This window comes from Pseudomonas sp. GW821-FHT09C08, from assembly GCF_059418125.1.
Map to the genome: position 1 here is coordinate 171,371 of NZ_JBWKPG010000005.1, position 13,516 is coordinate 184,886.

12 protein-coding genes are annotated in these 13,516 nt (G+C 62.5%); 3 read left to right on the forward strand and 9 right to left on the reverse strand.

The annotated features are described in order from the left end of the window. Nucleotides 1-39: 39 nt before the first annotated feature. Genes miaA through AC07OJ_RS18865 form a run of 5 tightly spaced genes read right to left on the reverse strand, consistent with a single transcriptional unit; the run spans nt 40 to nt 5,679 of the window. The gene (gene miaA / locus AC07OJ_RS18845; RefSeq protein WP_065900118.1) at nt 40-1,011 is read right to left on the reverse strand and encodes a tRNA (adenosine(37)-N6)-dimethylallyltransferase MiaA; all 972 of its coding nucleotides are present in this window, start codon (nt 1,009-1,011) and stop codon (nt 40-42) included. Continuing rightward, nucleotides 1,011-2,924, reverse strand: coding sequence for a DNA mismatch repair endonuclease MutL (gene mutL / locus AC07OJ_RS18850; protein ID WP_065900116.1), 1,914 nt, complete (start codon nt 2,922-2,924; stop codon nt 1,011-1,013). The genes miaA and mutL overlap by 1 nt, the downstream gene beginning before the upstream one ends. Then, nucleotides 2,924-4,357, reverse strand: coding sequence for an N-acetylmuramoyl-L-alanine amidase (locus tag AC07OJ_RS18855; RefSeq protein ID WP_201143427.1), 1,434 nt, complete (start codon nt 4,355-4,357; stop codon nt 2,924-2,926). Before AC07OJ_RS18855 ends, mutL begins: the two co-directional genes overlap by 1 nt. Before the next feature lie 3 nt (nt 4,358-4,360). Then, nucleotides 4,361-4,831, reverse strand: a complete 471-nt coding sequence (gene tsaE / locus AC07OJ_RS18860) for a tRNA (adenosine(37)-N6)-threonylcarbamoyltransferase complex ATPase subunit type 1 TsaE (protein ID WP_495094974.1) — start codon at nt 4,829-4,831, stop codon at nt 4,361-4,363. Continuing rightward, entirely contained in the window at nt 4,819-5,679 is an 861-nt protein-coding gene (locus AC07OJ_RS18865; RefSeq protein WP_201143426.1) for an NAD(P)H-hydrate dehydratase, read from the reverse strand. Before AC07OJ_RS18865 ends, tsaE begins: the two co-directional genes overlap by 13 nt. A gap of 63 nt (nt 5,680-5,742) precedes the next feature. Between AC07OJ_RS18865 and queG the strand changes: the two genes are divergently transcribed. After that, nucleotides 5,743-6,807: a tRNA epoxyqueuosine(34) reductase QueG gene (gene queG, locus AC07OJ_RS18870; protein WP_065900109.1), complete on the forward strand. Its 1,065-nt coding sequence runs from the start codon at nt 5,743-5,745 to the stop codon at nt 6,805-6,807. Here queG and AC07OJ_RS18875 read toward each other — a convergent pair. Together AC07OJ_RS18875 and orn are read right to left on the reverse strand one after the other, a co-directional pair. Next, nucleotides 6,804-7,421 carry a trimeric intracellular cation channel family protein gene (locus AC07OJ_RS18875; RefSeq protein WP_174555870.1) on the reverse strand — a complete coding sequence of 206 codons (618 nt, stop codon included), beginning with the start codon at nt 7,419-7,421 and terminating at the stop codon, nt 6,804-6,806. The two genes, queG and AC07OJ_RS18875, sit on opposite strands and share 4 nt — an antisense overlap. Nucleotides 7,422-7,612: 191 nt before the next feature. Continuing rightward, nucleotides 7,613-8,155: an oligoribonuclease gene (orn, locus tag AC07OJ_RS18880; RefSeq protein ID WP_233893557.1), complete on the reverse strand. Its 543-nt coding sequence runs from the start codon at nt 8,153-8,155 to the stop codon at nt 7,613-7,615. Nucleotides 8,156-8,263: 108 nt separating this feature from the next. Between orn and rsgA the strand changes: the two genes are divergently transcribed. Then, nucleotides 8,264-9,295, forward strand: a complete 1,032-nt coding sequence (gene rsgA / locus AC07OJ_RS18885; RefSeq protein ID WP_065900107.1) for a small ribosomal subunit biogenesis GTPase RsgA — start codon at nt 8,264-8,266, stop codon at nt 9,293-9,295. Between the two features lie 600 nt (nt 9,296-9,895). Here the strand turns inward: rsgA and motB are convergent. Then, nucleotides 9,896-10,918, reverse strand: coding sequence for a flagellar motor protein MotB (gene motB, locus AC07OJ_RS18890; RefSeq protein WP_065900105.1), 1,023 nt, complete (start codon nt 10,916-10,918; stop codon nt 9,896-9,898). A gap of 3 nt (nt 10,919-10,921) precedes the next feature. Then, on the reverse strand, nt 10,922-11,773 hold the full coding sequence (motA, locus tag AC07OJ_RS18895) for a flagellar motor stator protein MotA (RefSeq protein WP_065900103.1): 852 nt from the start codon (nt 11,771-11,773) through the stop codon (nt 10,922-10,924). Nucleotides 11,774-11,940: 167 nt separating this feature from the next. Between motA and AC07OJ_RS18900 the strand changes: the two genes are divergently transcribed. Beyond that, nucleotides 11,941-13,476 (forward strand): HDOD domain-containing protein, encoded by a 1,536-nt coding sequence (locus tag AC07OJ_RS18900; protein ID WP_065900101.1) that lies wholly within the window; start codon nt 11,941-11,943, stop codon nt 13,474-13,476. Nucleotides 13,477-13,516: the final 40 nt, after the last annotated feature.

Consider the following 13,516-nt stretch of genomic DNA (forward strand, 5'->3'; position numbering starts at 1 on the left):
GCCGTCACACCCCCAAGGATAGACGGCAATTGCAAGGACTCAGCTCAATATGGAGACCGTTCCCAAGTATTTCAAGGCGCGTGACAGATTGTCGCTGTCCAGGCTGTCCAACCAGTGCAAATCGCTCCAGCTGCGCAGCCAGGTGAACTGGCGCTTCGCCAATTGCCGCGTGGCAATGATGCCGCGCTCCTGCATTTCGGCTGACGTCAGCTTTCCATCCAGATGATCCCAGACTTGGCGGTAGCCTACAGCACGTATCGAAGGTAACCCCGGATGCAAGTCACCTCTGGAACGCAGTGCTACGACCTCCTCTACAAACCCCTGTTCCAACATAATTGTGAATCTTTGTGCAATTCGTTCATGCAGCACCTGGCGATTTGCCGGAGCGATGGCCAGATTCGCCACAGTATAGGGCAATTGTGACTGACCAGATGCGCCTGCATCAGCACTTTGCGCAGTTTGTTTCAGCCGATGTTCAGTCATGGTCTGGCCGCTGACCCTCCAGACTTCCAGCGCGCGAGTGAGCCGCTGGGGGTCATTCGGATGAATGCGCGCCGCCGACACCGGATCCACCGCCGCCAATTGGTCGTGCAGGGCTTGCCAGCCGTGGCGCGCAGCCTCGTCTTCAAGCTCGGCGCGGACCTGGGCGTCGGCGGGCGGCATATCGGCCAGGCCTTCCTGCAAAGCCTTGTAGTAGAGCATCGTACCGCCCACCAGCAGCGGAATATTGCCCCGCGCGGTGATCTCGGCCATGGCCGCCAGCGCGTCGGTACGGAAATCCGCCGCCGAATAGCTCATCGCCGGGTCAATAATGTCGATCAACCGATGCGGATACTGTGCCAACAGCGCCTTTGAAGGCTTGGCCGTACCAATGTCCATGTCCCGGTAAACCAGGGCAGAGTCGACACTGATCAGCTCGCACGGCAGCACCTTGGTCAGCTCGATGGCCAGGTCGGTCTTGCCGGCTGCAGTAGGACCCATCAGGAAGATGGCGGGGGGCAAGGCACTCATCAACGGCCGCGCAAGAACAGTTTGTCCAGGTCGTCCAGGCCCATTTGGGTCCAGGTCGGCCGGCCATGGTTGCATTGCCCGCTGCGCTCGGTGTTTTCCATGTCGCGCAGCAAACCGTTCATTTCCGGCAGGGCCAGGCGGCGATTGGCGCGGATGGCACCGTGGCAGGCCATGGTACCGAGCAACTCGTTGATGTGCGCCTGGATGCGGTCGCTGGTGCCGTACTCCATCAGGTCAGCGAGTACGTCGGCAACCAGGCGATTGGCCTCGGCCTGCTTGAGCAGCGCGGGAATCTGGCGGATCGCCAGGGTTTCCGGGCCCAGGCGTTGCAGTTCGAAGCCCAGCTTCTGGAACACCGCGTGGTGCTCTTCGGCGCAATCGGCCTCGCGCTGGCTCACGGCCAGGGACTCCGGCACCAGCAACGGCTGGCCGCTGAGGCCTTCGCTGGCCATGGCGATCTTCAGGCGTTCGTACATGATCCGCTCGTGAGCGGCGTGCATGTCTACCAGCACCAGGCCATGGGCGTTTTCCGCGAGGATGTAGATACCCTTGAGCTGTGCCAATGCGTAGCCCAGCGGCGGGATGTCTCCTCCGCCTTCCGGCAGGGCAACGGCGCCTGGCTCGGCACCCGGCAGCGGCGCGAAAAACTCGCGATAGGCCGCCTGTGCCTCGGCCACCGGCACTGCGGATTGCGGACGCGGCGTGTATTGATACTGATAACCCGCCCCCGACCCCGCGCCCGGCGCGGTGTAGCTCGGCTGCGGTTGCGACGATTGCAGCAGGTTGCCGGCCAGGCTCATCTCGCCCTGAGGGCCGAATTCCCCGGCTTCCGGTCCGCTTGGCCGTACTACAGCGGTCACAATTGGCGCGGACAGCTGGTCATCCGGGCGTACATCCCCCAAGGCGCGGTGCAGGGTGCCGTAGAGGAAGTCATGCACCATGCGCCCATCGCGAAAACGCACTTCGTGCTTGGTCGGGTGCACATTGACGTCGACCACCGACGGGTCGACCTCGAAAAACAGCACAAACGTCGGATGACGGCCGTTGAACAACACATCGCGATACGCCTGGCGCACCGCGTGGGCCACCAGCTTGTCGCGTACCGCGCGACCGTTCACAAAGAAGTACTGCAAGTCCGCCTGGCTGCGGGAGAAGGTCGGCAGACCGACCCAGCCCCACAGGCGCAAGCCATTGCGCTCGACTTCGATCGGCAGCGCCTGCTCCAGGAACCCGCCACCACACACCGCCGACACCCGCCGGGCGCGCGCGGCGTCGTCATTGGCTTCGTGCAGGCTGAGGATGGTCTTGCCGTTGTGGCGCAAGTGGAACGCCACATCAAAACGCGCTAAAGCCAAGCGCTTGATGACTTCTTGCAGGTGATCGAATTCGGTTTTCTCGGCCTTGAGGAATTTGCGCCGCGCCGGGGTGTTGAAGAACAGGTCACGCACTTCCACCGAAGTGCCCACCGGGTGCGCAGCCGGCTGGACCCGCGGCGCCATGTCACGGCCTTCGGTTTCAACCTGCCAGGCCTGCTCGGCGCCGCGCGTGCGTGAGGTCAGGGTCAGGCGGGCCACCGAGCTGATGGAAGCCAGGGCCTCACCCCGAAACCCCAGGCTCATGACTCGTTCGAGGTCTTCCAGGTCGCGGATCTTGCTGGTGGCGTGACGGGCCAGGGCCAGCGGCAGGTCATCCGAGGAGATGCCGCTGCCATCGTCACGCACGCGCAGCAGCTTGACGCCGCCCTGTTCCACGTCGACATCAATGCGCTTGGCGCCGGAGTCGATACTGTTTTCCAGCAACTCCTTGATCACCGAGGCAGGGCGTTCAACCACCTCGCCCGCCGCAATCTGGTTGGCAAGGCGCGGGCTGAGCAGCTCGATGCGCGAACCACTGTTCAAGACTGATTCGCTCATTACTGTGCCGCCAGTTCAGTGCCGGGGATGGTCAACACCTGGCCGACTTTCAGCTCGTCGGTCTTCAGGTTGTTGGCGCTGCGCAAGGTCGCTGCCGACACCTGGAAGCGCACGGCCAGCATGGCCAGCGTGTCGCCAGGCTGCACGCGATGATCACGCGGGCCCTGGGCGATTTTCCCGGAGTCGCGCAGCCAGGCGATATACGTGCCCGGCGGCGGGTTCTGCTGGAAGAATTGGCGCACGCCGGCGCTGATCGAACGCGCCAGTGCCTGCTGGTGGCTGGCACTGGCCAGCTTCGACGCCTCGTTGGAGTTGGAGATAAACCCGGTTTCCACCAGGATCGACGGGATATCCGGCGACTTCAACACCATGAACCCGGCCTGTTCCACGCGCTGTTTGTGCAACGAGGTCACCCGGCCGATATTGCTCAAGACCTTCTGCCCGACGTTCAGGCTGGAGGTCAGCGAGGCGGTCATCGACAGGTCGAGCAGCACGCCAGCGAGCATCTTGTCCTTGTCGTCGAGAGACACGTTGCCGGCCCCGCCGATCAAGTCGGAACGGTTTTCGCTGTCGGCCAGCCAACGCGCAGTCTCGGACGTAGCGCCGCGATCCGACAAGGCAAACACCGAGGCGCCGAAGGCCGCCGCTGAAGGGGCGGCGTCGGCGTGGATCGAGACGAACAGGTCGGCGCCCTTCTTGCGTGCGATTTCGGTACGGCCGCGCAACGGGATGAAGTAGTCGCCGGTACGGGTCAATTCAGCGCGATAGCCTTTCATGCCGTTGATCTGGCGCTGCAGCTCACGGGCGATGGCGAGTACCACGTCTTTTTCATGCTGGCCGCGCGAGCCGGAAGCGCCCGGGTCTTCGCCGCCGTGGCCGGCGTCGATCACCACGATAATGTCACGCTTGCCAGCCGGGGCTGGCGGCGGTGGTGGCAGCTTGACCTGCGGCTGCGACGGGTTGACCGGCACCGCCGGCACCGTGGCCACGCTTGGCGTCGGCGCCGGTGGAGGCGCAGCATCGGCGGCGTTGTCGAACAGGTCGACCACCAGTCGGTTGCCGTACTGGGCATTCGGGGCCAGGGAGAAACTTTTAGGCGTCACGACTTTTTTCAGGTCGATGACCACGCGCAGGTCGGTCGGCGTGCGTTGAGCCGAGCGCATGGCGGTAATCGGGGTATTGGCGGTGGAGACTTTCAGCGGCGCGGCCAGGGTCGCTCCGTTGATATCGATCACCAGGCGATCAGGCGACGTCAGGGTAAAGACACTGTGCTGGACCGGGCCAGACAGGTCGAACACCAGTCGCGTGTTATCCGGCGCTCGCCACAGGCGCACACTTTTCACCTGTGAAGCCGCCAGAGCATTGACAGTCATTGCCGCAAGCAACACCCCTACGACACTAACCAACGCGCGAAAGCGCATACCTAACCCCATCAATTATTTGAATTCCAATGCCAAAGCGGCGCACCACGACTGGCCGCGCGCGCTCTGGGGCAACAACTTCAGCTGACGTCCATGCTCATGCGGCGTAATGGTAATGGTCAGGTCCGGCTTTGGCAAAAAGCCTGTGCCTTTATCTGGCCACTCGATCAGGCACAACGCATCTTCATCGAAGTAATCACGGATACCCATGTACTCCAGCTCTTCGGGGTCCACCAGGCGATAGAGGTCGAAGTGGAACGCGCGAATCGCGCCGATCTCGTAAGGCTCGACCAGGGTGAATGTCGGGCTTTTGACCGCGCCCGTGTGGCCCAGGCCACGAATAATCCCACGCGACAAGGTAGTCTTGCCCGCCCCCAGGTCGCCTTCGAGAAAGATCAACCCGGCCCCGGACGTGACCTGGGCGATGCGCTGACCGAAAGCAACCATGGCCTCTTCATCGGCCAGGAAAAGGATTACTTCAGACACGGCGACTGTTCCTCCAGCAATTGACGAATGGCAGGGATCAGGTCACTGGCAGCCAGCCCCCGACCAAAGGTGCCCTGGCGATCCCCCGCCGTGGCATGCAGCCACACGGCCAGGCAGCTGGCTTCATAAGCCGGCATGCCCTGGGCCAGCAGAGCGCCGACCAGGCCGGCGAGTACATCCCCCAGGCCCGCCGTCGCCATGGCCGGGTGACCTTGATCGCAGCGCGACACACGCCCGTCCGGACTGGCGATCAAACTGCCAGCCCCCTTGAGGATAGCCACTGCATTGAATTTCTGGCTCAACGCGCGCGCCACCTTAAGACGATCGGCCTGAACCTCGGCTGTCGAAATGCCCATCAAGCGGGCCGCTTCGCCAGGGTGCGGAGTGATCACGCAGTTGGCCGGCAGGCTGATGCTGCCGGTGGCCAGCTGATTGAGCGCATCGGCGTCCCAGACCTGCGGCAGCCGGGCATTCGCCGCGACTGACAACAGGCTTTTGCCCCAGGACGCCTCGCCCAGCCCCGGTCCAATGACGATCACCGAGATTTTTTCCAGCAAGCCCATCAATTGGTTGGCCGAACTGACGCCGACGGTCATGACTTCCGGCAAGCGCGCCAGTGCGGCGGGCACGTGCTCCAGGCGAGTCGCCAGGGACACCATGCCCGCGCCGCTGCGCAGGGCACTTTCGGCGCTCAGCAAGGCAGCGCCGCCAAAACCGCGGTCGCCACCGATCATCAGCAGGTGGCCGAACTGGCCTTTATGGGCGTCAGGGGACCGTGCAGCCAGTTGCGGCAATTGGCCGTGCAACAGCGGCTGAACGTCGGTTATTTCGTGTTTTGTCTGCGGCATGCGTCTTCAAGCTCCGATGTCTGGCAGAATTATACCCATCTAACCCGTGGTTTCCCGTGTCTCATGCCTGCTATTACCTCCGATCTGCCCGCCCTCGCCCAATCGATCAAAGACTGGGGCCGCGAGCTGGGCTTTCAACAAGTCGGCATCAGCGGCCTGGACCTGGCCGAGCATGAGCAGCACCTGCAACGCTGGCTCGACGCGGGCTATCACGGCGAGATGGAGTACATGGCCGCCCATGGCAGCAAACGCTCCCACCCCGATGAACTGGTGCCCGGCACCTTGCGCGTGGTGTCGCTGCGCATGGATTACCTGCCCGGCGACACCCAGATGGCGCAACTGCTGGCCAAGCCGGAAAAAGCCTATATCTCGCGCTACGCCCTGGGCCGCGACTACCACAAGCTGATCCGCAAACGCGTGCAGCAACTGGCCGACCGCATTCAGGCGCAGATCGGCCCGTTCGGCTTTCGCGCCTTTGTCGACAGCGCGCCGGTGCTGGAAAAAGCCATCGCCGAGAAGGCCGGCCTCGGCTGGATCGGCAAGAACACCCTGGTACTCAACCGCAAGGCCGGCAGCTATTTCTTCTTGAGCGAACTGTTTGTCGATCTGCCGCTCCCCGTGGACCCGCCGCACAGCACCGAACACTGCGGGCGCTGCACGGCGTGCCTGGACATCTGCCCCACCAATGCCTTCGTCGGGCCCTATGTGCTGGACGCCCGACGGTGCATTTCCTACCTGACCATCGAACTCAAGAGCGCGATCCCTGAGGACCTGCGCCCGCTGATCGGCAACCGGGTATTCGGCTGCGATGACTGTCAGATCGTTTGCCCGTGGAATCGTTTCGCCCGCTCCACCGCCGAAAGTGATTTCAAGCCACGGCACAACCTGGACAACGCCGAGCTGGCCGAGCTGTTTATGTGGGATGAAGATAAATTCCTCAGCAGCACCGAAGGCTCGCCGCTACGCCGCGCCGGTTACGAACGCTGGCTGCGCAACCTGGCCGTCGGCCTGGGCAACGCACCGTCGAGCATTCCGGTACTGGAAGCCCTGAAGGCGCGCCGTGACTACCCCTCGGACCTGGTGCGCGAACACGTGGAATGGGCGCTCAAGCAGCACGCCGAGCGCTAGTGCACGTCGTCGTTGTAGACGAACTTGGGCATTTCCCAGTGAAAACGGATCGCCAGCAGGCGCAATAGAAAGCCGCTGAACAGGGTCAGCAGAATCGCCTGCTCGCTCGGCAGCTCCAGGTAGAGGCAGAGCATGTAGAACCAGGCGGCGAGGAACGACACGCTGGCGTACAGCTCCCGGCGGAAGATCAGCGGGATGTCGTTGCAGAAGATATCCCGCAGGATGCCGCCGAACACGCCGGTGATCACCCCGCTGACCGACGCCACCAGCATGCCGTGGCCCATTTCCAGGGCGGTCATGCAGCCAATCAGGGTAAAGGCCACCAGGCCGACGGCATCCAGCGCCAGGAACAGCGAGCGCAGGTGGCGCATCAGCGGCGCGATAAAGATCGTCACCAGTGCGGCGACGGAGGTCAGCACCAGGTATTCGGGATGTTTGACCCAGGTCAGCGGGTAGTGGCCGAGCAGCACATCGCGCACCGAGCCGCCCCCCAGCGCCGTCACGCATGCGATCAACACCACGCCAAACCAGTCCATGCCACGCCGACCGGCAGACAGCGCACCGGTCATGGCTTCGGCGGTGATGGCGATGAGGTAGAGCATCAGCAGCATGATGGCGATCCTTGCAGAGAGGCCGGCAGTCTAATCATTTGCTGATGGCACCAAAAGAGGGCGCGTGGCGAAAGACCGCGTCGCGCCCTTCGCGAGCAAGCCCGCTCCCACATTTAACCGAGTTCCACCTTTGGAATGCAGTCGAATGTGGGAGCGGGCTTGCTCGCGAAGGCGCCGGGCCAGGCGCCACAGATTCAGGCCTTGATGAAATGCTTGCGGTAATGCTGCAGTTCGGCGATCGACTCGCGGATATCGTCCAGCGCCAGGTGCGTGCTGCCTTTGTGGAAGCTGTCTTTGACTTCCGGCGCCCAGCGTGCGGCCAACTCTTTCAGGGTCGACACGTCCAGGTTGCGGTAGTGGAAGTAGCTTTCCAGCGCCTTCATGTGGGTATACAGGAAGCGACGATCCTGGCAGATGCTGTTACCGCAGATCGGCGACTTGCCCTTGGGCACCCATTTTTCCAGGAAGGCGATGGTTTCGGCCTCGGCCTCGGCCATGCCGATGCGGCTGTCGCGCACGCGCTGGGTCAGGCCGGAGTTGCCGTGGGTGCGGGTGTTCCATTCATCCATGGTGGCGAGCACGGCATCGCTGTGGTGGATGGCGATCACCGGACCTTCGGCCAAGGTGTTGAGGTTGCTGTCGGTGACAATGGTGGCCATCTCGATGATGACGTCGGTGTCAGGGTTCAGACCGGTCATTTCCAGATCGATCCAAATCAGGTTCTGTGGGTTTTGCATGGCTTGATTCTCTTGGCACCTTGGCTTAGCTGCGCAGTTTAGCAGGCAGGGGCGTGCTAGACTCGCGACCGTTTTACCCAACCTTTGCATTATCGACACGGAACACCAATGGCCAAACGCCAGCTCAATCGTCGCCAAAACTGGCGCATCGAAAAGATTCAAGGCGAACGCGCCGCCCGCGCCGCCAAACGTGAATCCTCCGCCGTGGAAGCGCTCGAGGGCGGCGACCTGGGCCCCGAACAGACAGGCCTGGTGATCGCGCACTTTGGCGTGCAGGTCGAAGTCGAGGCGCTGGAAGGCGAACTCGCCGGCCAGGTGTTCCGTTGCCACTTGCGCGCCAACCTGCCTGCGCTGGTGACCGGCGACCAGGTCGTGTGGCGCGCCGGCAACCAGGGCATCGGCGTGATCGTCGCCCAGTTGCCGCGTACCACCGAGCTACGTCGCCCTGACAGCCGTGGCCAGCTCAAGCCGGTGGCGGCCAACGTCGACATGATCGTCATCGTGTTCGCGCCGCTGCCCGAGCCCCATGCCAACCTGATCGACCGTTACCTGGTCGCCGCCGAACACGCCGGCATTCGCCCGCTGTTGCTGCTGAACAAGTTCGACCTGATCGACGAGCAGAACGCGCCTGCGCTCAATGCGCTGCTGGCGGTCTACCGCACCCTGGGTTACCCGGTACTGGAAGTGTCGGCGCATCACGGCGATGGCATGGAACAGCTGCAACAGCAGCTGGACGGCCGCATCAGCGTGTTCGTCGGCCAGTCGGGCGTGGGCAAATCGTCGCTGGTCAACAGCCTGCTGCCGGAAGTCGACACCCGGGTCGGCCCGTTATCGGAGCTGTCCGGCCAAGGCACCCATACCACCACCACCGCGCGATTGTTCCACTTCCCCGGCGGCGGCGAACTGATCGACTCCCCCGGCATCCGTGAATTCGGCCTCGGCCACGTCAGCCGCAGCGATGTGGAAGCGGGCTTTATCGAATTCAACGACCTGATCGGCACTTGCCGCTTCCGCGATTGCAAGCACGACCGCGAGCCGGGTTGCGCCCTGCTCAAGGCCCTGGAAGATGGGCGCGTGCAGCAGCAACGAATGAACAGCTATCGGTCGATTATTGCGAGCTTGCCCGAGAGCAGTTATTGAGGGGCCATTTCTTGATACATATAAATGGCAGCACCAAGCACCCTAGCCCATTGATTTAAAGGGTGCTGGCATCAAGAATCCGTGCAACTGGGTGGCCAATCGATGCAAGCCAGCTTGAATTCGAAATTCCTGATGCCCATCATCGCTCCGTCACCAGCGCAAGCTGGCAGGAGTCTGGATCCTTTTCGGGGTTGATCCAGCGGCGCAGAAGGGGCGAAGCAAGCTCCACTGCGCGTCGAATGAAGCCGCCTTCGGGCGGCTTTGCTTTTTGTGGGGCATTTACGATTGACTCTCTACTATCACCCCAAACAAGGCGACGTTCTTCTTTGCGATTTCACACGAGGCTTCGTTGCCCCTGAAATGCTACAAAGAGCTGTGGGTGAAGTGCGACATGATTTACACCGTCAGCTTCGAGCGCCTGGACAAGCTCCATAGAAAGACTCGAGCAAAAGGTCGAGAATATTTCGTGCCCCGGCTGGACACCAACGACATGCGAGGTGTTATCAGTGGAGGCAAAGCCTATCTCCCTCTTTGATAAGAAATGAAAAACGCCCCGATCAATCGGGGCGTTTTTCATTGTTGAGGTGGGCTGCTTGCAGCCTAGGAGCCCGTTGCAGGCGCCGTAGGATCCTTCACCCCGCCATCATCGAACAGGTTCAACTTCTGGCGCAGCTCATGCGCCGGCAACGGCTCCTGGCCGGGCGGGATGGCGTTCGGGTCGGCCGGTACTTCGCCGGGCGCACCGTCGCCTGGGGTCGGAACCGGTGGCGCGGCGTGCTGGTCGCCTTCGATCGCACGCTGGGCCTTCTTGGTCAGCACGACGATGTCGATGCGGCGGTTGATCGGGTTGAACGGGTCCTTGGGATCAAACAGCTGCGAGGAGGCGAACCCCACCACGCGCGCCACTTGCGGGTCCGGATAGCTGCCGGCGACCAGGGCGCGACGCGCCGCGTTGGCACGGTTGGCCGAGAGTTCCCAGTTGCCGAAGTCACCCTGGCCCGCGTACGGCTTGGCGTCGGTATGACCGCTGATGCTGATCTTGTTCGGTACCGCCTTGATGGTGTCAGCCATCGCCAGCAGGATGTCTTCAAAGTACGGCTTCAACCGCGCGCTGCCCGAGTCGAACATCGGCCGATTGGCCGCGTCGGTGATCTGGATGCGCAAACCGTCCGGCGTGATCTCGAACGAAATCTGATCCTTGAATTTGAGCAACTGCGGGTTTTCCTCGACCTTGGTCTGCAGTTCTTGCAGCAACAGCTCAAGGCGTTCCTGCTCGACTTGCTCAGCCATGGCCTCGACGGTATCGCGCTCGATCGGGATTTTTTCCTGAGGCGATTCGGTCTTGATTTCCGGGTTGATGGTGCGCTCCGGCGCCAACTGCGGCGAGCCGCCCAGGTCGATCACGAAGGGCGTACCGCTTTCCGAGAAACCAATGGGGTCCTTGAAGTAGCCGGCGATGGCGATCTTCTGTTCGGGTGTGGCGGTGGACATCAGCCACAGCACCAGGAAGAACGCCATCATCGCCGTCGCAAAGTCGGCGAAGGCGATTTTCCAGGCGCCGCCATGGTGCCCCGCAGCGAAGCGCTTGACGCGCTTGATGATTATCGGCTGGTTGTTTTCCATGGCTTAGCGACCGCGAACCGCTTGTTCCAGCTCGGCGAAACTTGGGCGATGTTTCGGGTACAGCACCTTGCGACCGAACTCCACCGCCAACGACGGCGGCATGCCCGACGCCGAAGCCACCAGGCACGCCTTGATCGCTTCGTAGAGGTTCACCTCTTCCTTGGCATCGTGGGCCAGGGAGGTAGCCAGCGGGCCGAAGAAACCGTAGGCCGCGAGAATACCGAAGAAGGTACCGACCAGGGCCGCACCCACGTGCATGCCGATGGCCTTCTGGTCGCCTTCGCCGAGGGACGCCATGGTCACCACGATACCGAGTACCGCCGCGACAATACCGAAACCGGGCATGCCGTCGGCGATGCCGGTCACGGCGTGGGAAGGATGTTCCAGCTCTTCCTTGAGGCTGAACAGCTCCATGTCGAACAGGCCTTCCAGCTCATGGGGCGCCATGTTGCCGGAGGACATGATGCGCAGGTAATCGCAGATGTAGGCGGTCATGCGCTCGTCTTTGAGCACGGCCGGGTACTTGGCGAAAATCGGGCTGGCCGCAGCGTCTTCGATGTCGGCTTCGATGGCCATCATGCCTTCGCGGCGGCTCTTGTTGAGGATCTCGTAGACCAGGCCCAGCACGTCCAGATAGAAAGAGTGGGTGAAGCGCGAGCCGAACATGCCCAGCGACTTCTTGATCACGTGCAGGGTCATGTAGCCGGGGTTGGCCTGCAGGAAGGCGCCAAACGCTGCACCGCCGATAATCAGCACTTCGAAAGGCTGGATCAGCGCGGCAATTTTACCGTGGGAGAGGACGTACCCGCCGAGCACACTTGCGATGACGACGATGATGCCGATAATTTTAGCCATAGGAGATGAGTACTTGCGCCGTCAGGTTCATGGACATATTTGGAGGAACTGAAAAACTCTTGTTCTACTTATCGGCAAAACTGCGCCAGACTATAGCCCGTTAAGGCGAAAAGCCAGTTCGGCCCGTTCCGGGCGTGTTGACCGCAAGTGATGATCGCGCCCCAATCATGGCTAATGAAACGACAGTCCCAACTGCAAAACCCAACTCCCTCGCTGCTTGGATCAAGCGCCTGGACGACGTGCTGCTGCCTGTTCCCCAGGCCAGCCACGAACGCGTGTGCAAAGCCATCCGCGATAGCCGCAGTTCGTTGCGAGACATTGCCGAACTGATGCAGAACAGCCCGGCCCTCGTACTCAGCGTGATGCGCGAGGCCAATAGCCACACGCATGGCAGCATGACGGCACCGGCGGAAAACCTTGAAGTGGCGCTCAATCGCCTGGGCCTCAAGCGCGCCGAAGAGTTGCTGGCACGCCTGCCCTCGGTCCCCGCCCAAGAGATTCCGGTGGCGTTGCGCCAATTGCTGCTGGTCAGCCAGCATGCCTCGCAGCAAGCCAACGGCTTGTTCGGCAGCCGCCTGGCGCGGTTGTGGCAAGACATTCACTGGGGCAGCCTGCTATTCCTGTCGCCGCTGTGGCCGATGGCGGTGGCCTACCCCAAGCTTCTCGAAGAGTGGGAACTGCGGGTTATCCACAAAGGCCAATCGGCGCGTGCAGTCGAGCAGGAATTGTTCGGCGTGCGTCTGCTGGACCTGTGCCTCGGCCTGACCGAAACGTGGCACCTGCCGATCTGGGTATCCCAGGGCTATACCCTGCTGCGGAACGAGCAACGCCTGCTGGTCAAGGCGCTGCATATCGCCCGCGAAGATGACCCGTTGCGCCACCAGCAATTGCTGGATGCCGATCCCAACCTGCGGCGCTGGCTGAATCAGCCGGCCAATACGGTACTGCTGGCCAACGGCCTCGCGATGTCGGCCCAGGAGTCCTGGACCTGTCCGCACACCCAGCGCTGGCAATACCTGACCGCGCTGTACCTGCAACAGCCTTTGGGCGACGTGCAGCAACAGGTGCACCAGCAAGCCGTCACCAGTGCGCGCACTACCTTGATGCCGGACCTCTGGCACCCGGCGCTGTCGCTGATCTGGCCATGGCATGTGCAGAAGATCCACCGCGGCCTGCTGCCGGCCCCACCGCCCACCGCCGAGGCCCTGGCGGTGTGGCGCAAGCGCTGCACCGAATTGCTGGTTGAGCCGAGCCGCTTCGCCAACGCCATGCACCTGACCACATGCGCCAAGGAGGCCCTGTCGGCCAGCGGCATGCAGCGGGTGATGCTGCTGATGACCGACCGTGCCCAGAGCACCTTGCGTGTGCACCAGGTCGACGGCCTGCCCAAGGACGCCGCCAACCTGAGCCTCGATGTGGTCCACAGCACGCTGCTGCAGCGCTTGCTGGAAAAGTCCGCCCAGGTGCGCCTCACGCCTGACAACCACGCGCAATTCTCGGCGCTGCTGCCGCCGATCCTGCGGCGCCTGTTCACCGGCGAGCACCTGCTGCTGCGCTCGCTGAGCTGCAATGGCAAGGTCGTGATGCTGATGGTCGCCGACCAGGGCGGTGGGCCGTTCTCGGAAACCACCGTGCAGGCCTTCGGCAAAACCGCCCAATGCATCGAGAAAGCACTGCACAGCTTTACCAACCGCAGCGCCTGATGCTTGCGCTACAATCGCCCTCTTTTATCGCCAACATTTG